Origin of the sequence: Botrimarina colliarenosi, assembly GCF_007859955.1 — a bacterium.
In the GTDB taxonomy this organism is placed as follows: Bacteria; Planctomycetota; Planctomycetia; order Pirellulales; family Lacipirellulaceae; genus Botrimarina; species Botrimarina colliarenosi.
Genome location: NZ_SJPR01000002.1, coordinates 106,400 through 124,699, shown reverse-complemented (window position 1 = coordinate 124,699; position 18,300 = coordinate 106,400). Strand labels below are relative to the sequence as shown.

General features: G+C 62.3%; 16 protein-coding genes. 2 read left to right on the top strand and 14 right to left on the bottom strand.

Going from position 1 to position 18,300, the window contains the following annotated elements:
* Positions 1–113: 113 nt before the first annotated feature.
* From Pla108_RS08640 to Pla108_RS08615, 6 genes are all read right to left on the bottom strand, one after another.
* Entirely contained in the window at positions 114–1,049 is a 936-nt protein-coding gene (locus Pla108_RS08640; RefSeq protein WP_146444544.1) for a DUF6473 family protein, read from the bottom strand.
* Positions 1,046–1,969, bottom strand: a complete 924-nt coding sequence (locus Pla108_RS08635) for a sulfotransferase family protein (protein ID WP_146444543.1) — start codon at positions 1,967–1,969, stop codon at positions 1,046–1,048. Before Pla108_RS08635 ends, Pla108_RS08640 begins: the two co-directional genes overlap by 4 nt.
* The gene (locus tag Pla108_RS08630; protein WP_146444542.1) at positions 1,966–3,171 is read right to left on the bottom strand and encodes a glycosyltransferase; all 1,206 of its coding nucleotides are present in this window, start codon (positions 3,169–3,171) and stop codon (positions 1,966–1,968) included. The genes Pla108_RS08635 and Pla108_RS08630 overlap by 4 nt, the downstream gene beginning before the upstream one ends.
* A 7-nt stretch (positions 3,172–3,178) precedes the next feature.
* Complete coding sequence (locus Pla108_RS08625; RefSeq protein ID WP_197526399.1) at positions 3,179–4,243, bottom strand: glycosyltransferase family 4 protein; 1,065 nt, start codon at positions 4,241–4,243, stop codon at positions 3,179–3,181.
* Positions 4,244–4,720: 477 nt separating this feature from the next.
* The gene (locus tag Pla108_RS08620) at positions 4,721–5,623 is read right to left on the bottom strand and encodes a WecB/TagA/CpsF family glycosyltransferase (protein WP_197526398.1); all 903 of its coding nucleotides are present in this window, start codon (positions 5,621–5,623) and stop codon (positions 4,721–4,723) included.
* Positions 5,623–6,597 (bottom strand): sugar transferase, encoded by a 975-nt coding sequence (locus tag Pla108_RS08615; RefSeq protein ID WP_146444540.1) that lies wholly within the window; start codon positions 6,595–6,597, stop codon positions 5,623–5,625. The genes Pla108_RS08620 and Pla108_RS08615 overlap by 1 nt, the downstream gene beginning before the upstream one ends.
* A gap of 469 nt (positions 6,598–7,066) precedes the next feature.
* On the opposite strand from Pla108_RS08615, the gene Pla108_RS08610 reads away from it, so the two are divergent.
* Both Pla108_RS08610 and Pla108_RS08605 read left to right on the top strand, forming a co-directional pair.
* On the top strand, positions 7,067–9,316 hold the full coding sequence (locus tag Pla108_RS08610) for a hypothetical protein (protein ID WP_146444539.1): 2,250 nt from the start codon (positions 7,067–7,069) through the stop codon (positions 9,314–9,316).
* Between the two features lie 41 nt (positions 9,317–9,357).
* The gene (locus Pla108_RS08605) at positions 9,358–10,629 is read left to right on the top strand and encodes a glycosyltransferase family 2 protein (protein ID WP_197526397.1); all 1,272 of its coding nucleotides are present in this window, start codon (positions 9,358–9,360) and stop codon (positions 10,627–10,629) included.
* Between the two features lie 3 nt (positions 10,630–10,632).
* Here Pla108_RS08605 and Pla108_RS08600 read toward each other — a convergent pair whose 3' ends face one another.
* The 8 genes from Pla108_RS08600 to Pla108_RS08565 are packed head-to-tail and all read right to left on the bottom strand — an operon-like array spanning position 10,633 to position 18,290.
* Complete coding sequence (locus Pla108_RS08600) at positions 10,633–11,874, bottom strand: glycosyltransferase (protein WP_146444537.1); 1,242 nt, start codon at positions 11,872–11,874, stop codon at positions 10,633–10,635.
* Positions 11,871–12,902 carry an NAD-dependent epimerase/dehydratase family protein gene (locus Pla108_RS08595; protein ID WP_146444536.1) on the bottom strand — a complete coding sequence of 344 codons (1,032 nt, stop codon included), beginning with the start codon at positions 12,900–12,902 and terminating at the stop codon, positions 11,871–11,873. The genes Pla108_RS08600 and Pla108_RS08595 overlap by 4 nt, the downstream gene beginning before the upstream one ends.
* Positions 12,899–13,990 carry a Gfo/Idh/MocA family protein gene (locus tag Pla108_RS08590; RefSeq protein WP_146444535.1) on the bottom strand — a complete coding sequence of 364 codons (1,092 nt, stop codon included), beginning with the start codon at positions 13,988–13,990 and terminating at the stop codon, positions 12,899–12,901. The genes Pla108_RS08595 and Pla108_RS08590 overlap by 4 nt, the downstream gene beginning before the upstream one ends.
* Positions 13,972–15,045, bottom strand: coding sequence for a glycosyltransferase family 2 protein (locus tag Pla108_RS08585; RefSeq protein ID WP_146444534.1), 1,074 nt, complete (start codon positions 15,043–15,045; stop codon positions 13,972–13,974). Before Pla108_RS08585 ends, Pla108_RS08590 begins: the two co-directional genes overlap by 19 nt.
* A complete protein-coding gene (locus Pla108_RS21520) occupies positions 15,042–15,653 on the bottom strand; it encodes a serine O-acetyltransferase (RefSeq protein ID WP_146444533.1) in 612 nt (203 codons plus the stop codon). The genes Pla108_RS08585 and Pla108_RS21520 overlap by 4 nt, the downstream gene beginning before the upstream one ends.
* Before the next feature lie 37 nt (positions 15,654–15,690).
* On the bottom strand, positions 15,691–16,632 hold the full coding sequence (locus Pla108_RS08575; RefSeq protein WP_146444532.1) for an NAD-dependent epimerase/dehydratase family protein: 942 nt from the start codon (positions 16,630–16,632) through the stop codon (positions 15,691–15,693).
* Positions 16,633–16,675: 43 nt separating this feature from the next.
* Complete coding sequence (gene rfbC, locus Pla108_RS08570; protein WP_146444531.1) at positions 16,676–17,233, bottom strand: dTDP-4-dehydrorhamnose 3,5-epimerase; 558 nt, start codon at positions 17,231–17,233, stop codon at positions 16,676–16,678.
* Positions 17,234–17,285: 52 nt separating this feature from the next.
* The gene (locus Pla108_RS08565; protein WP_146444530.1) at positions 17,286–18,290 is read right to left on the bottom strand and encodes an NAD-dependent epimerase/dehydratase family protein; all 1,005 of its coding nucleotides are present in this window, start codon (positions 18,288–18,290) and stop codon (positions 17,286–17,288) included.
* Between the last annotated feature and the right edge of the window lie 10 nt (positions 18,291–18,300).

The window sequence follows — 18,300 nt, the reverse complement described above, 5'->3', positions numbered from 1 at the left end:
GAGGAGCCGGGTGACCCGACTCTGGCCCTACGATCGTACATGGCCGTTCAAGGCATGTGAAACGTTTGTCATGTGGGGTGGATGCCGGCCGTACGCCGAGGAATTCAGACCGGTTATCGTTTTGATAAGCCGAGTCCGCCAATGGCGGTGGACAGCGCCATCGCGGCGTCCTGCTGCATCTCGGGCGACGGGTAGTAGTTGTTCTGTCGCCATACGCGGCCCCGAAAATCGGCTCGGTCGACGGTGAGATCGATTTCGACCGGACTGCCGTCAAAGCGGCTCAGCAGAGTTTGCGGCATGCCGCGCTCGGTGACACACTCGACGTAGGCGTCCACCCGGGCGGCAAGGTGATCGACCGTCGGGCGATCAACCAACTGTGGAAACGCACCGAAGAGCGCCTCGACGCTCTCGCAACCCGGGTCGTACGCCGGCTCCCGTCGCGAAAACCAGAGCAAGACGACGGGGGTCTCGATCTGGTCGAGGAGCCGGTCGAAGCTGGCAACGTAGTTGGCGAGGTTCTCGGCAGCGAGACGTCGAACGCGGGGTTGTGCTAGCCGACGGCACCAACGGCGGGCCGATTCTCGCGCCATGGGAGCGAGTTTCCACCAATAGTCAAGTTCAAGGACCGAGCGCCACGCGTCATCCGCCGCCATCTCCCTCCCGTCACGACGCCGCGTCAGCTTCTCAAGACCGCGGCTCTCGAAAAGAGAGTTATCTTCGCTTCTTCCCGACATCACCTGGACGATCGTGAGACGACCACGGTTCACAATCTCCAGGAGTGCCGGTTGTCGAGCGAAAAATCGAGGCCCCGCTCCACCGTAGCCAAGGTTCAACACGGGGGTGGCAAGCTGCTCGGCAAGCAGCGCAGGATACGGTTCCTCACAGAAACAGCCGAAGGTCTGCGCGGCCCCAAGACAAGTGATGTACTCTCCGTCGATCAGCTCTTGGGGGGGGCCGCGGAAAGTCAGACTCGATCCGGGAAGTTCGTAAGTCTGGTAATCGACGACTTCGTAGTCCCGCGCCGAGTAGTTCGAGAGATGCTCGCTCACCACGGCGCCCTCCTGCCGAGAACTTCTTCTAGCTCTCGCTTGTCTTCCGAGAACAAACGACTCAGTCTATTCTTGGCGTCTACCGTGAGCGGGGTGACGCGGCCAACGTTGGCCGCGTTGACTCTCTTGGCAACGCAATCGCGGAGGGCGGAAGGGACCAACGCACGCGCCATCGACTTCACGAATCCGTCGTCCCAGACTAATCGTTTTAGCAGTCGAGAGCGGGGGGTCCGTCCCACCAACACCTTCTGCTGGAACTCGGGAGTAAATTCGGCGCTAACCCTCAGATGCTCGCAGACCAATCGCCACACGGCCAGCGGCTCGCCAGCAAGGTCTCGGTGGAAGACGGTGAGCACTTGGTCCTCGCCAAATTGATTGACAAACCGACGTACTTGTTCTGCGTACATGCCCACTCGGCGGTAGTGCCAGTCCCACCCCCATCCCGCCGCGACGCGGTCGTCTTCCGCTTTCAAGGCCCGCTCAAAGGCCAAGGGTTCGACGCCCTTGTGCAGATTCATATGGTAGTGTGAGTGCATCCTCTCCACCGGATCGCGCAGGATGATAAGCACCCGTGCGTCGGGATGGTCGGACGCGATCCGAGCCGCCGTAAACGGTTCGTACAGGTACCTTACCGAAGCCTCGCCAACAGCGGTCGCCTCTCCCGCGTCGGCAAAGAGAGACTGGTAAGCCCTCTTTTCGGTTACGGAGTACTTCAGCAAGACGTCGTAAAGACGCTTCTCATCGATGGGACCTTTGCAGGAGGGGCGTTCCCCTTCATGGAAGGCGTAGTAATTTGGTTCCTTCGGCTTGGAGACGAAGACGTCAGGGTGTCCAGCAAGGTGTTTAGCGAGCGCCGTGGTACCGCTCTTCGCGGCGCCGACAAGGAAAAAGTTGGGGCTACGCAGCGAGTCAGGCGTCATTCAATCACCCTCGTCGTGATGGATGAATCCAAGGATGCGTCCGCCGCCCGAACGCCCGCCGTGATGGCCCAATTGAAGTTTGGCGTCGAATTGGTCTCTAGGAACTGTTTGACGCCCTCGTCGTTGACACGAGTCGGCTTCTGCGTCGATAGCGATCTGATTTGCGAGACCACCGACTCTCGGTCCGCGCGGCAAACGACGCCGAGATGGTACTTGCGGACGGTCCACCCAACCCCTCCATAGTCGATCGCAATCACCGGCTTCATCGCGTCCGCAGCGAATAGCAGCGTGCTCGACATGCCGACTTGGCGTGGATAGCCAACCCAGACCGCGTCCATCGCCGGAAAGAAGTCGCTAAACTCAGAGTCGGACACGAAGCGGTCGTGGAACACGATCCGGCCCGCTTCGACCAAGTGGGGGACCTTTCTGATCGCGTCCCGCGAACTCTCTGAAAGGCAGCCAAACAGCGCAAGGTTCGCGTCGGTTGATCGAGCGACTGCGGCAAAGCTTTCAATCAGCAACTCAGTCCCCTTGCGTCGTCCCAAGTCGCCCGCTGAGCCGATCCACCAAGCATCCTGGTTGAGGCCTAGTCGATGCCGAGCTTCCGACTTCTCGACGCGGTCGGCTCGTCTATCAAAAAAGTGCGGCAGGAAGCGAACGGGTTGTCCGAGGACGGCCATTCTCCCCGCCGCGTCCCCCGACAGTGCGTACTCGTCGACGGTGTGCAGGCGAATTCCAGCTAAGAGATTCAGCGTCAATCGATCGAGCCACAACTCGGGACGCTCGCGGAACGCGGGGCGCGGGTAGGTTTGACGGCAGTTGTGCAAGATGAAGTCGGCGCCCTTCAACCGGGCGACTCGCTGGCGGAGCCGCCGATTCAGCAAGAGCCCCGGCGCCAAAAAGTCGGCGCTCGGCGCAACGATCCAATCGGGGTCTCTGATAGCCAACTCTTGCTCTAGCGCTGACGACTCGAGTCGCGCGTTGGTCCATTTTCGATAGACCTTGGGGACTTCCAGCGTGTAGTCGATCTGAACGCCCTTGGGGACGTCCCGCAGCTTGACCGACGCGGCTTCGCTGCCCCGGGCGTCACGAGACAGCGCTAGCGTGACCTCGCAACCCACCTCAACGAAAGCGCGACACGCCGCCAGAGCAAAGCCAATGAAGTGCCCGACAAACTTTGGTTCGAAGACGAGAACTCTCATCGTGCTGCTAACGTTCGACCGCCGTCGATTCCGCGCCGCATCCTTCAACCTGGCGTGGAACGTCAACGACTTCCGCGACGAGGTCTAAGAGGCGATCGGCCCACCGATCCCAGTTGAGTCGAGCCCTAAAATCGGCTGCCGCCGCATGCCGCATTGCAGCGTAGCGTGACCCATCAGAAACGATCGAAAGGATGCTCTCGGCGAATTCCTCTGGCGTAGATCCGGGAGGGAGCAGCATACCCGTCTGTCCATGCTTGACGCACTGAGAGATCCCCCCTGTATCGGTCGCCACAACGGGCGCCCCAAACGCCATCGCCTCGCACAGCACGTGTCCGTAGCATTCGGCTCTTGCGGGATGGATCAATAGCGTGGTCCGGCGCAAAAGTCCGTCGAGCTGCTTCGCTTCACTGCGAGACATTCGGCTTAACTGACCGAGCACCCGAACGTACGGGCGCTGCAGGTCGGGTGGCAGCTTGGCGCCGACTACCGTTAGTCGAGTTTCGATGCCGGCCGCGTTCAGGACGTCCGCTGTGCGGACCGCGATATCCGCGCCCTTGCGACGCCAATCGAGCCCTACGAGCAGCAGTTCCAACGGCTCGCCTTCCTTGGGCAGCGAGGTTGGGTTCGGTTCGGGGAAAGCGGGGAGGTTCGCTCCCCACTCGGCAATTGAGACCTTCTGCGTTTCGGCCTGGTAACGATTTAGGACCGACTCAGCCACCCAATCGGTCGGCACGCAGATGCGGTCCGCCCGTGCGATCATTCTCCGCTCGCTCTCGTGGATAGCACGCAGCTCAGCTTCCGAAAGATCGATTCGATTCGGATAATAGCTTTGCAGCAGGTCGGCTGTCGCATCCGTAACGTAGATGATGGGTAGCGGCGAGCTTTCAATGGCTGAAACGACGGAAGACGAGTGCAGCGCGATCAAGACATCAAACTTCGTTGAAGTCAGGTCTCTCTCAATCTCGGCTCGGTAGGCTTCGACATCAAACGTCGGGCGGACGCCGAAAACGCGACGGTTGATCGCTCCTATCAGACCCTTGGAATTGGCGCCCCGCACGAAGGAGCCAGCCACATGCCTAACGTCGGCGCCGCCTCGGCGAAGTGCGGCGGCCGCATAGTGGTGCGTACTCGCCCAAGGACTTTGGAGATCGCGATTCGTAAGTACGCCAACCACCGGCCTGGAACGCTGACCGACGATCGGGGGCGCCGCTTCCGTGTCGGACAAAAGTTGCACGACACGACTGTTCGCAGAGGAGGGAGGGCTCATGCCAGAGTAATCCGAGGATCGATCCTTCCGTGTCTCTATCAAGTCGTCTGCGTCAGCGAGGTGGGCAGAGAGGCCAACTTCGTTGACGCGAGTATGATGACCGGGTCGGCCCGAGTCACTAGTTGAATCCTTGCAATTTCTTTGTCGCTGCCGGTCGATGGCATTGGTGAGACGCGCCGCCGGGTCGTGGGTTGAACTGTTCCCCAGCGTCTCGCCCTCGCCTAGAAAGGCGCGCTGCTCGTACCCTTTCTCCGCGGCGTCCGACGGCCAGTCGCTTCGGAACTACGCCTTGCCCCGGAGAGGCCGAAGCCTTTCACCGACGTCCTGGTCCGTACCGTCCACTCGGACAATCGATCTGCGCCGGCAGTTCAATAGTTCAGCGGCACACAATAGCGGAAACTTAAACAGCCCCCGGGCGTACCTCGCCCCGAGCCGCTTCGGATCACTCAACGCTCGGTGCGCCCATTCCATTCCGATTCGCTGGACCCATTTCGGGGCGCGAATCTGGGCGCCGGCGAGGAAGTCAATCGTGGCGCCGGCTCCGATGGCGACCGCTGCATCGAGTCGGTCGTAGTATCGGTGAAGCCAAAGCTCTTGCTTTGGCGACCCCAGCCCGACGATCAATAAGTCTGGTCGAGCAGCAGAAATCACTCGGCAAAGCCGATCGTTTTCTTGCTCGTCTTGCTCAAAACCATGTCGCGGGCTTTCGATTCCCACCACCTCCACCTGCGGCCATTGCTCGGCTATCCGCCGAGCGGCAAGTTCGGGGACCCCCGGCATTCCGCCAAGCAGAAAGAGACGAAGACCGCCTCGATCGGCCGCCTCGCTGAGCAGAGCCGGCGTCAGGTCCGACCCGGCGACACGTTCTGGCAGCGAGGGTCCAAACAGTCTCGACGCCGCAACGATCGGCCAGCCATCGGCAACGACCAACGAGGCGCCATCGTAGGCTCGGCTGAACTCGGACCGATTCCGCTTGCGATTGGGCTGTAGACGGACGACATGATCCACATTGGGCGTCAAGACGTAGCGGTTTGCCGGGAGTTCCATTTCGTCGGCTCGACGGTACTCCCCGATCCAATCGAAGATCTGATCGACCGCTTGGTCGAGCGTCACGCAGTCGATCCTGGTGTTGAACAGGACGGTCCGCTGCACGGGGATCGGCTTGGTGGAGGCGACTGCGATCACTAGTACGCCCCGTCCAATCCAAGCACCGCGGGAACGGTCTTCACCAGCAACTTCAGATCAAGCAAGAGACTACGCGTTTCAATGTACTCGATGTCGAGCTCTACCTGCTCAGGGAACGCGAGCCGACTACGGCCAGACACCTGCCAGATGCACGTGATGCCAGGCTTCACTTGCATACGCAACCAGTCGTGACGCGAATACAGCCGGACCTCACTCGGTAACGGTGGTCGCGGCCCCACCAGGCTCATGTCGCCTACTAAGACATTGAACAGTTGCGGCAACTCATCGATGCTTAGCCGCCGCATCCAGAACCCGATTCGCGTTACCCGGGGATCATTGGGAATCTTGAAAGTCCTCGAGTCGCTGTGGACGTTCAAGTGGGCGATCTCCGCCTTCCGGTCTTCGGCATCGACGACCATGGTGCGGAACTTCAAACAGGTGAACTGCTCACCGTCCTTTCCGACGCGTTTGTGCGCGTAGATAGCAGGACCGCGGCTCGTCAACTTGATCGCCAAGGCAGCGGCCAACAAGACCGGCGATATCAGAACGATCAAAGCGAGACTGAGCAGGAAGTCCATCGCACGCTTAGCAAACTCGTACCAAACCGAGTCTGCTAGAGCGACTCTCTGAGCCGGCGTCTCGAGCGCTATCGCGTCGCCGTCGGGCAGCATCCCCGGAAACAAGAGCGAACGGAGCACGGTCGATGAATCGCCAAACTCACGTCCCCCGATGACGGGCGACGCGTTCTGAGTTGGCGACGTCGCGTGGTAGAAATAATTTGCGTATCGCAGACGTGGCGATTGACTCGGCGCCGAGACGAACAGGACCCTGCGGCGCTCACGCTCAAGACCCAGCCGGGCGTCTTCCGCCGCCAAACGCCGGATTGAGCCCACCGCTTCTCGCCTTGTCGCAGTCAGAAGGCCCAAGTCAACCGGCGAAACGTCACGCGAACTCCCCAGGTTTTCGCGATGCATTACGTTCCTCAACTGTCATGGTGTCGTTCTTACGCTTTGCCTTGCGCTGCTCAAGTTCCGCAAGGAGTTTCCCCGCAAGTCGTAACGATTGCAAGTGATTTACGTAGGCAATCGCAGAAGTTGGCTGCGCAGACGCGAACGACGGCGCACCTAGAAGATGATGAGAACGGCGTTTAGCTGTTCGACTGGCTTGAATCAGTCGAAACCGTCGCGCCTAGCGGCGGCGTGTGGGATCGCCCGTTGCGACAGCTCCCACGCTGCGTCGTTTCTCTGCCGACGGCTTCTTTATCAATCTGATAAGGGATTGCTCGACATCGGATGCAGATTCTAGCCGGTGCGGGGTACTCGCGATCGTTGCCGACGTCGCTTCGCGCAATTAGACTCGTAGCGTCCCGTCTTAGTGTGAGACCGCCACTCCGCCCCCCTGGCTCCGTCCTGCCCAGGACGATCCGCCGTCGAGGATGCTTCCGTGAGCCGAATTGGTTACGTCGATCCATCGCCGGCGAATTCGGCTGTGGTGAATGGCTACACAAGTCTGCCTAGCGACCCGATGGTTTACCGGGCTCCGGAAACATCGCAGAAGGGGGGCGGCCAACTTCTGCCTGCCGTCTGTCGGAAGTACTGGTGGCTTCTCGCACCGGTGCTCGCACTTAGTGGATTTGTCGCCTACCAAGCCTCCGAGCGATTCGGAGAGGTCAGTTCGAAGGCCCGTGCGTCGGTCATCTATCGTGGTTTGCCAGGCGTTCCGGGGCCGACGATTTTTGAGCCGCTTGCTCCCAAGACTTGCTCCGAGCTATTGACCTCCGTCAACGTTGTTCAGAAGGTCCTCGACAAGCGCGGCATCGAGATGCCAGCGACAACGTTCTCAGAACTGCTTCTCGTCGAGCTGACGCGGAATTCGAGCCTCATCAATGTCGAGCTGTCGTGGTCGGACCCGGAGGCTGCTTCCGGCATGCTGAACGACCTGTTAAGTGAGTTTATTGAGTACATCGCCTCCGAACGCCGGGCGACGCTTCGGGAACACCTTCAACACGTCGAACTGGCGCTGCTCGAAGCGAAGAGCAATGTCGATTTGGCCCGGACGCGATTCGAGTCTCTCCGCCGTCAGCATCACGAGAAGATATTCGAGTCGGGTGGCTACACGGAGGACTTCTATGTCGGCTTGATGGAGACGGCCTCCAAGACTCGCTACGAAGTCGATGAAGAGAAGGCGCAGCGATCTAGCATTGAGCAGCAGTTGGCCGCCCTCGACGAGAAAGGCGAAGAGGTCCGCAAGTCGCTTGTCTCGCTCGAGCAACAGACGGCGGCGAAACTCCTCGACGACACCTATCAGAGCCTTGAGTCCGCACGCGATATGTACGCCGAAGGCTCCGAATCCTACCGTGACATCGACCAGTCGATCAACGACCTCGACAACATGGGCCGGGTCGGCGATGGGGGACTGAAAGACTGGCACGCCGAGCTGACGGCCCTCCTCAGCAAGAGCGTCGCGACCCTAGGTCGGAGTACGGTTGACGGCACGACGGCCGCTCACGACGTGACACTCGCCTCCTACCGGGAGCAAGGCGAAGCCATCCAGGAGAAGCTAAGCAGCATCGAACGGATGCAGGAGACGCTACAGCTGCGACTCTATCCGAGCGCAAACCAGATCGACGTGCTGGAGGATCGCCTGGGCGCTTTGCAACAGGAGTCGCAAGGCAGCGGTGCGCCATTCGCCGACTTCGACGCGTCCCGACTCGAAGAATCCGAGGCGGCGCTCCACGACGCCGAAGCCCACGAGCAGGCCGTCGCGCTGCAGCAAGCCAACATGCGCCAACTCGAAAAGTGTCGGATCAACGAGTGGACCATCTCGGTTCCGGCGGGGCCCCAGACGACCGCCGTTTCATCGAACAACCTGAAGATCGGGGCGTTGGCGTTCGCCCTCTGCACGATGGGGCTCTGCGCGCCGATTGTCTTCGCCGAGTGGCTGAATCAGTGTCCCACCGCCGACGAGCAGTTTGCCCAATCGGTGGGCCTTCCGCTCGTTTCCGAGCATTTGGTCACCGGTTCGCAGCGCATTCGCAACAGCCACACCGGCCTCAACGACTTGCGGCCGGCGACGATCGAAGAGCTCCGCCACTTTACGCTGCGGATCCAGCAGTGCTGCCGGCGGACTAATCGGGGCGCAACGATCGTCTTTAGCTCGCTCGACCCGCGTGTCTCGGCGATGCCGCTGATGGGCGGCATCGCCGAGTGCCTCGCCGAGCGGGAAGAACGCGTCCTGCTAATCAATACGGTTCCGTCAGAATGGGCGGCCAGTTGGAGGGCCCCCATCGACGCCGACGAGAAGCCCTCTGGCAAGACCCGCCTCGCAAAGGCGTCAGAGATGAATGGGCTGGGAGAGTACCTCGCGGCCGAGTGCCAAGAACTCTCCGAGCTGATTCAACCGACCGGCATTCGTGGGATCGACGCCATTCTCTGCGGCTCCCGCGCTCTGCCCCGCGAGGCAATGGCCTCAAGCACGTTGATGAGGTTGATCGAGGAATGCTGTGACCGATACTCGATGGTATTGGTCAACGGCCCCGGCATAGGGTCCGCCACCGACCTTCAACTGCTCGCCTCGCAGGCTGACGCGCTGGTGCTGACCACATCGAAGCGGGTCCGCAAGGGCGGCGCCGTTTGGGAAGCAGTCGCCGACTTAAGAGACACCCAGGCGCCCATCATTGGACTGGTTAGCTGACGGTCGTCACGCCATGCCTCCCCTAAAGCGAACACCGCGTGATGACGCCGATCGACGCGATTCTGACCGGCTCGGCTGCCCTGGTGGCGACTCCAGCTTACGTACTCGGCGCTGAGTGCTTGCTTGCGGCGCTGTATCGATCGGTGAAGTCGGGAGGCCCTTCGGGCGATCGACCGTGCGTCGCCGTCGTTGTGCCAGCCCACAACGAGGCGCCCCAGATCCCGCAAACACTTGCATCGATTCGCCCCCAGCTCGGGGAAGGCGACCGGGTAATCGTGGTCGCCGACAACTGCTCCGACGCAACCGCTGAGGTCGCCCAATCACATGGCGCCGAAGTCTTAGTGCGGAACAGCACGAACGAGCGTGGCAAAGGTTACGCCCTCCGGCACGCGTTTGAGCGTCTGCGATCTTCACCGCCCGATGTAGTGGTGTGTATTGATGCGGACTGCGTCGCGACTCCCGGGGCAATCGGCGTGATTGCACGGCTGGCGAAAGCCAAGCAACGGCCGGTGCAGGCGGCCTACCTAATGGAGTCGCCCAGCGAAGCCGATCGCCCTGCCGCCGGGCGGGTCTCCGAGTTCGCCGTCCTGGTAAAGAACTTTGTCCGGCCACGGGGGCTCGGCATGCTCGGGTTGCCGTGCCTACTGACTGGCTCGGGGATGGCGTTCCCCTGGGACGTGCTGCAGTCGGTTCCGCATCCCGAGGGGCACATCGTCGAGGACATGCGGTTTGCGGTTGATCTCACTATCGCGGGGCGCCCTCCCCTGCCCCAGATGGACGCCCAAGTCGTGTCGCGGCTTCCCGCCAGAGAGGCCGCCGTAACGACACAGCGGACGCGTTGGGAGCATGGTCACCTCGCCGTGATCCTTTCCGAGGCGCCCCGCCTGGCCAGTGCTTTCCTGCGGAGTGGACGACCCAGCGTGCTGGCCTTGTTGCTTGAGCTGAGTGTCCCACCGCTAAGCCTGTTGGTTGGCGTGATGGCGTTGGCGCTAATGGCCAGTTCGGCACTGGTCGCGCTTGGGGGCACGGTCGTCCCCTTGGCAATTCTTGCCTCGGCCGTTCTTTTCGCGACGGTCGGGCTGGGGGCGAGTTGGCTGCGCTACGGCCGCCAGGTGTTGCCCGGTAAGACGCTGCTCGCGGTCCCAGGTTATGCCTTGCGGAAGGCGCCGCTCTACGCAAGCTTCGCCAAGAAGCGAGAACAGGCGTGGGTGCGAACCGCACGCGATTCCGGCGCCACGGCGCCCGCGCCCCACTACGCTACCGAGCGTGTGAACGCCAAAGAAGGTGCCCCTTCGAGGAAGACCTCGGGCTGATCGTCACCTGCCGCGACTTGCGGCGTCTTGCATGAGAGCTAGGAGAAGTTCGGCCTGGCGCCGCGGGTGGTGTCGCTCGGTGACGCGGCGAGCGCCTTCTTCGCCGTAGGAAGCGAGTTGCTCGCTCGAGGCGTCGAGCACCGCCCGCAGGGCGTCCGCCAGGGCGTCGACATTCGCGGGGGGGATCAGCCAGCCGGATTTTTCGTTCTCAACGAGCTCGTAGTTCGCGCCGACATGCGTGGCGACGACGGCGCGACGAGCTGCGAAAGCTTCCATGAGAACAATGGGCAATCCCTCCGCAAAGCTGCATGAGACGACCGCGAGCGACTGACGGACCAATGCAGCGATTTCCCTGCTGGGCATCCAGCCGCGGACTTCGACGCTCTTCTCCAGACCCGCCGACTCGATCGCGGCACTAATCGCCTCGCGCTCGGGGCCGTCGCCGACCAAGACGATACGCAGCGATCGGCCCTCATTCACCAGACGGCCCGCCGCCTCGACGAGCAACCGCTGGGCTTTCTCAGCACACAGCCGCCCGACGCAGACAAAGGTGGGGATTTGCGGCAACGGGTCGGAGTGGGACTCCTCAATGGCCGCCAAGTAGTCGCCCCCCACAGCGCACCGAACGACGTGCAATCGGTCCCAAGCTTCCGGAGGGGCGAAGACCATGCACTGGCTGCGGCAGAAGTCACTGATGCACGCCGTGAACGCCGCCCGCCGTAGTTTTTCACCAAGCGCCCACGAGCCGGCGGAATAGAAAACGCCCGGACCGTGGATCGTCAGGCTGAAAGGCTTCCCCGTCAGTTCGGCGGCGAGCATTGCAACGGTCGCCGAGTTCTCACCGATATGGTTGTGCAGCAGGTCGATGTCAAGCTTTCCAATCTGCTCCGCAAGGCGGATCGCTTCGACCGTACAAATGAGCTGCCGAGCAACGCCCCCTAGTCCCGGCGCACGCGTCCGTAAAGCGAGTCGTCCGGTTCGCAGTATGGGGAGCGGCTTAGCGAGTAACGCCTTAATCGCCGAGCCGAGCAATCGTAGCGGGCCCGCTTCGACGAGATAGGTCGTCGCGCTTCGGTGCGTGAAAACATCGGCGTCGGGCGATGGTCCCGCATCGGGACGACGGACCGAGAACGTATGAACCTCCACGCCCAAACCACGCAATTCATTCACCTCTTGGCGAATGAACGTGTCGCTGGGGCGTCCGAACATGCCGGTTAGGTAGGCGACTCGCAACGGCCGGGTCACGCCGTCACCCCTTCGCCAACAACCGTATCGGCAGTCGGCGTCGCGACACCAACGGGCGCCAGCCGACAGTGCCGCCACGCCTCGTCGTAATCGAAGGCTTCGAATGCCCCGATCGCTTCGCGAAGTTTGTCGGCGTTGAAGCGGAGGGGACGGAAGCGGGCCCGGTACCGGCAAGGCGTGAGAATTCCCGGTAGTTTTCCGCGGCCACGGTAAAGAGCCCGACTAAACCACGTTGCGACGCGCGCCGTGGTCAAGCCGGCCAGGTAGGGGACGTAGATCCGCCATCCCTTCGCGGCGGTGTTACGCAAGTACCGACCTTCGTGACGCCATGCCGTCACCCTCGCGGCGTCGATCACGTTGTAGGTCTGTCCGATGGTCATAGTCGAATCGAGCACTTCTGCGAACGCCGCCGCACAGTTTTCGACATAGGTTAGCGGCAAGGGGCGCGCGCCTCCGAAGACAATCCGGAGCGGCCCAATCGGCTGCCCGACTCCCGACGTCTCTTCGTTGCCGGCGCCCCATACGAAGCCGGGTCGCAGCACCGTTAGTTGCGTCCCCTTCGCGTCGGCCCATCGCCGTACGATCCTCTCTTGCCAAGTCTTCGAGATCGCGTATCCGTCCCGCGTATAGAGATCTGATTCCAGTGGCGACTCCTCGTCGAGCGGAGACTTTGCGCGTCGCCAGTCATAGACAGAGAGCGTTCCGCAGTAAATGAGCCGCCGGACTCCGCCGGCGTCCATAGCCGCCAGCAGATTTTCGGCGCCGACGACCGAGCTGGCCAGCTGTTCGTCGTCGTCTCCAACGACACAAGCCGCGAGGTGGATCACCGCGTCGACCCCGTCAAGCGCACCGGCCAGCGATCGCGGCACCCGGAGATCGCCCTCCACGAGCCGAACGCTCGAAGGCAGAACCGTTGACGCCCGCTCAGGGTCACGAACGAGAGCGATAACGGAGTGACCCCGTGCGACAATAGCTGCGGTGACGGAGCGTCCGAGGAAGCCGCTTGCGCCGGTGATGAGGACGTTCATGGACCGACCGCCTCGGGTTGACGCTCACTCACGGTGGCGTTGTCGCAAGCCGCATGCGTGATTACATCGACCCAGCGGCCGACCTCGCGTATAGCGTCGAGGCTAACGGGAGGAGCTTCGCCACGGTCGCATCGGGCGTAGAACTCAGCGACCAAACGCCAGAGCCCCTCGTACGGCCCGGGCCCACCGCTTAGCTTGCGGCTCAGGCTACGCCGGGCGTTCCGTAGCTCGCTGAAGCCACGGCCGACCATGTTGCGGATCGGTATGAGTGGTTTCGGACCCCCTCGGGTCCGAGTCAAGATGGCGCCGACTTCGAAGAGGTTAACCTCGGCGCTGAGCCGTGATCCATCGACCCGAATTCGGAAACGGTCAATCTCTCCACCCGTCGAAACGCCGAGCAGGGCGGTGCCAAAGGCGGCGTCGACAAGGGCTTTGAACTCGGAAATCGCCCCCGTTGCAACGGGACTATCACGCCGACATTGGCACGATGCCGAGCGGATCGGACCGACAAAGGCGTTCGCGAGGTAGCTGAGATGGGTGAGGAAGTCGCTAACGGCGCCGAGGGGCTCTCGCATCGCTGGATGCGGGGCGTGGCGGTCAACAAATCGGCTCCCGGGCGCGAACAGGGGCAGGTCGACTTGCACCTCGACATGCAGCACGTCGCCGAAACGGCCCTCTCGATGAAGTCTCAGGAGTTGCTGGACGTCGTCGTTGAATAAGTAGTTGTGATCCTCGACAAGCCAACGACCACTCGACTCGGCGACCGCGGCGAGACGTTCGAGGTCCTCCAGACTGGTCGCGATTGGCTTCTCAACGAAGACATGCGAGCCCGCTTCGAGACACTCCTTGGCGATGGCGAGATGCGTTGCGGCGGGCGTCGTAATGTGGACCGCGTCGGGACGGCAGTCAGCGAGCAGGCGCCGAAAGTCGGTTTCCCAAGCCGTGACGCCGAACCGCTCGGCGGTTAGTTCGGCCAACGCCGCCGACAAATCGCAGACGCCGACCGCCTCGACGCCTGGCGCGGCGTCAATGGCGGCGAGGTGTTGCTTGGCGATGTGGCCGGCTCCGATCACCGCGGCGCGTAACATGGCGGCTCCTCTTGGCTGGCGGTCGGCCTAACGGCGGGCTTGTACTCGATGAGTCGGGGTCGCTTGCCTCGTAACTGGTCGATCGCCCACCAAAGCCACCCCGCCGCGATCGGCGGCTTAGCGATCATCATCAGACCCGCAAGACGACATCGGTCTCGCCACGGCCGCCCCGTTATCCCGCTGGCGATTCGGCCTGTTTGGAGGACGATCCCTAATAACGCTGTGGTAGCAACGGCGACGGCGGCGCTTATGCCACCAGCAAACGCAGCCAATGCGACGGCCGCCACCGCGCCGACCGGGTAGCCCACCGCCCAGAAGACGGCCCCCCGTAACAGGCGATCGAAGACCCGAATGCCAAATCGCGACTCGACATCGGCGCCGTTGTAGCCGGTGCGCAATTGGCGTCTCAGCCACGGCCTGAAATGATGCAAGTCGGCGTCGTGAATCGTCATCTCGGCGTCGATCCGACGGAGCGACCAACCGGCCGCGCGGGCCCGATGACAGAGCTCAGGCTCCTCGCCGGCAGCCACTGTAGGATCAAAGCCGCCCGCGTCTCGATAGGCAGAGACCCGCCAAACCGAATCGCCCCCTACCGAGCCGCACTCACCTACGGCCGTGTCCCACTCGTAGTCACAGAGAAGGTTGAATGCCGACGCTTGGGGGAATCGCTCCCGGCGTCGGCCGCAAACGGCTGCGAGACGCGGATCTTTCTCTAGTGTCGCTACTGCTTGCCCGCACCAACCCGGTGCGGTCTCGCAGTCGCCGTCAATAAAGAACACGTAGTCGGTTTCCGGGGCGACCGCTAGGAGCCGTTCGAACCCTTCGCCACGAGCGCGGGCCGCGTTGAAAGGTCGCGCCGGATCGAGCGTAAGAACCGTCACGCCGGATGAGCCCGCCATCTCCTGGCTACCATCTGTCGAGTCCGAATCGACATAGACGACCGGCGCGTTAAGTGACCGGAGCGATTCGAGGCAGCGACGGAGTCGCTCGCCCTCGTTGCGTCCGATCGCAACGACGCCGAGCTTCATGCCGGTGTCGATTGAGGCCGTCGTCATACTCCCGCCTCTTCAACGGCCGAGGCGTCGGACAATTCAGGATTTCGATGACGGACCTTGATGACCTTTGCCGGAACGCCCACCGCGACGCCGTCGTCGGGAACGTCAACCAGCACCACCGCGTTGGCGCCAATGACGGCCCGCTCGCCGATGCGGATCGCCCCTAGCACACAGGCCCCGGCCCCGATGTCGGCGCCAGCCGCGATGGTGGGTAACTCGAAGTTGTGGTCACTCCGGACGACGCCAAACGTCGTGTTTTGACGGATCTGGACGTCATCGCCGACTGAGTCCGCATGCAAGATCATGCCGCCGTGGTGCCAGAGGCGTACGCGCCGCCCCACGCGGACCGTGTAGGGCAGGCTCACGCCGCAGGTCCATTCGACGAAGCGGTACGCGAGCTTGTAAGCGATCGAGAAAGGAGCCCGCAACAACTTGGGGCGGACCCCCATCCGCCAATTACCGAAGCGATGGACCGCCAGCGCCCAGAAACCTTGCTCAAGCAACTTGCCGTCATGCGTCCGCAGGTCCTCACGCACCAAGGACCAGAAGCCCACGCCAGCGGGATTCTGGTTGGCGCCGCCGCGGTCGCTTGGGGGGTGAGGGGGCATCAAATCGCCAGTACGTCGAGTAGTGGAGCGCGGCGGACTAAACGACGCCCGCAAGCGATCGGAGGTAGTAGGCCGCGAGTTCGTCCCACGCCTGCGACTCGTCGATGGCGCCGAAACGCGCCGCGTCATCGGTGTTGGTCCGCACCAGAGGTTCGCTGAATTCGGTTTGCTGGCAGGTCTCGACGGCGCACTCGACCCCAAGACGGGGCGCCATCGCAGCGGCAAAGCGACGGGCGAACTTCCCTTGGGTCTCAACGTATCCGCTCGGTGCGTACCGTTCGAACGAAGCCGCTCCGAACGATTCGGCGAATCCGACGTAGGCGCGAGCCAGCGCAGCGGCGTGGATGTTGTCGCGGACGTAGTCGGGCGTACGGACGCTCGGCGTGTCTCCAGCCAGCCAAGTCCGGACCAAGTAAGCGGTGAAACGCGCCTCCTCAAACGGCCCGAAGGGGTTCGGGATCACGAACTTGCCGAGAGGGACGTTCCGACTCTGACAGTAAAACTCGAACGCCTGCGAGGTCAACGCCTTGGATAGACCGTAGGGGGAGAAGTGAGGCAATCCGTCCGAGCCGGCGCCTTCGCCTCCTTCAAACACGCTGCCAGTGAGCAACACGCGTGTTCCTTCGCGGCTGGCGATCGCATCCATGACATCAGCGAGCCGGTGCGTGTTGCTGGCCAGCGCCGCCGCGAAATCGAACGCCGGGCTACGGTAGTCCGCCACGTATGCGCCGTGACAGGCGACTACGTCATACTCATCCTGGCGTAAGGCAGTCAGGTAACGGTCGTCTCCAAATCGTACTCCCCAGAGCGGGTCGCAGTGACCGATCGCCTCTTGAACGCGCAGCGCACGGAGCGGATCATGGTAGTCTTTTGGCCCGTCCGCGGTGAAGGTCGCCACCACTTGGTGGCCGGCCTCACTGAGCGAGCGCGCGAACCAGTAGCCGGTGAAGGAACTGGCGCCGGTTAGCAAAACTCGCATAGTGTCCTCCAAATCGCCGGAAGGTCCTTCCGGGTTCGGCTCGCTAGACGGCGGCGGGTTGGAGGTGATATTCGTGGTCAAAGTCTCGCTGATTGGCGTCCTTGTCCGAGAGCACGACCGGCTCGATCGGCCATTCGATGCCGAACGCCGGGTCATTCCAACGAATCCCCCGCTCGTGCGTCGGAGCGTACGCCTCGTCGACGAGGTAGAACGCTTCGGCGTCGTCCGTCAGGGTGATGAAGCCGTGGGCGAAGCCCTTTGGGACGACCATCATCCGCCGGTTCTCTGCCGACAGCTCGGCGCCATACCACTTGCCGAACGTTGCTGACTCGGGACGCAGGTCGAGCAGGCAATCCCACAACGCGCCGCGGACGCAACGGACCAATTTCGTTTCGGCGTGCGGTTCAAGCTGGTAATGCATTCCACGGAGCGTCCCCTTGTCGGCGCTCAGCGAGTTGTTGACCTGCACGTAGTGGGTCGGCAGGCCGTGCTCGGCAAACTCGCCTTCGCAATAGACGCGGGCGAAGAAACCGCGGTCGTCACCCCGCTTCTCGAGATCGAGCAGGTACGCCCCTTCGAGCGGTGTCTTGTTGAAGATCATGGCGTCGCTTGGAATCGTAGAAGCCTGGAAAACACTTACTTTAGGTCGGGTCTCAGGCGGCCGCAAGTTTTTGCAGCCGGCCGCTAAGGGTGCGTAGTCGGACATAACGATCACCCTCAAAATCAGCCCGATTAAACCCTTTATCGACCATCTGGCGATGGAGCTCTTCCATCCCTCGCTCGAGGTTGTACTCGAGCTGGAAGTCGGGCAGAAGCCGATTGAGCTTGTCAAACTTGACGCGATAATTACGCGGGTCCTCGCCCACCTCGCCCGTGTAAGCGACGGTTGCGTCGGGCAACAATCGCTGCACCATGTCGCCAACGTCGCGAACCTGATAGTTCTCGCTATTGCCGCCGATGTTGATCGCCTGGTTGTGGACCACCTCGCGAGGCGCCTCCGCCATGGCGACGAAAGCCCGAGCGATGTCCCGGCAGTGGATCAGCGGCCGCCAAGGCGAGCCGTCACTCTTGATCCGGATTTCGTTGTACGACAAGGCGGAGCCCAACAGGTTATTGACCACCAAGTCGATTCGAAGCATTGGCGAGTGGCCATAGGCGGTGGCGTTGCGCAGATAGACGGGGCTGAACCCGTCGTCGGCGAGCGGCGATACGTCACGCTCCGTTTCGATCTTGCTCTGGGCGTAAGCCGTCAGAGGGTTGAGTCCGTCGGTCTCTTCCAGGTCAAGCTTCTCGCCTTTGCCATAGACACTGCACGAACCCGAGAAGAGGTACCGTCCAACGCCTGCCCGCTTGGCGAGCTTCGCAACCGCGATCGACGCGTCACGGTTCACGGAGAGGGTGAGCTCCGGGTCGAGATCACCCATCGGATCATTGCTGATCGCGGCGAGGTGGCAGACCGCATCGTGCCCCTCAAGGTCGTACTCGGTCAGGTCGCGAACGTCTTTAGTGAGCTCGATGTCCGGCGTGACGATGGGCCCCCACTCGCAGCCCTCGAATAGATTCAGATCGCAACCCGTAACCTGGTGGCCGGCGGATTTGAGAAGCTCGACGAGGTGGGCGCCGATGTAGCCGCGATGGCCGGTGACAAAGAGGTTCATTCGAGGGAAG

Excerpts from the sequence above, each read along its gene's own strand:
- Pla108_RS08605 (WP_197526397.1), top strand. The coding sequence starts at position 9,358 with ATGACGCCGATCGACGCGATTCTGACCGGCTCGGCTGCCCTGGTGGCG.
- Pla108_RS08595 (WP_146444536.1), bottom strand. The coding sequence starts at position 12,902 with ATGAACGTCCTCATCACCGGCGCAAGCGGCTTCCTCGGACGCTCCGTC.
- rfbC (WP_146444531.1), bottom strand. The coding sequence starts at position 17,233 with ATGATCTTCAACAAGACACCGCTCGAAGGGGCGTACCTGCTCGATCTC.
- Pla108_RS08585 (WP_146444534.1), bottom strand. The coding sequence starts at position 15,045 with ATGACGACGGCCTCAATCGACACCGGCATGAAGCTCGGCGTCGTTGCG.
- Pla108_RS08565 (WP_146444530.1), bottom strand. The coding sequence starts at position 18,290 with ATGAACCTCTTTGTCACCGGCCATCGCGGCTACATCGGCGCCCACCTC.
- Pla108_RS08575 (WP_146444532.1), bottom strand. The coding sequence starts at position 16,632 with ATGCGAGTTTTGCTAACCGGCGCCAGTTCCTTCACCGGCTACTGGTTC.
- Pla108_RS08615 (WP_146444540.1), bottom strand. The coding sequence starts at position 6,597 with ATGCATCGCGAAAACCTGGGGAGTTCGCGTGACGTTTCGCCGGTTGAC.
- Pla108_RS08635 (WP_146444543.1), bottom strand. The coding sequence starts at position 1,969 with ATGACGCCTGACTCGCTGCGTAGCCCCAACTTTTTCCTTGTCGGCGCC.
- Pla108_RS08590 (WP_146444535.1), bottom strand. The coding sequence starts at position 13,990 with ATGTTACGCGCCGCGGTGATCGGAGCCGGCCACATCGCCAAGCAACAC.
- Pla108_RS08630 (WP_146444542.1), bottom strand. The coding sequence starts at position 3,171 with ATGAGAGTTCTCGTCTTCGAACCAAAGTTTGTCGGGCACTTCATTGGC.
- Pla108_RS21520 (WP_146444533.1), bottom strand. The coding sequence starts at position 15,653 with ATGCCCCCTCACCCCCCAAGCGACCGCGGCGGCGCCAACCAGAATCCC.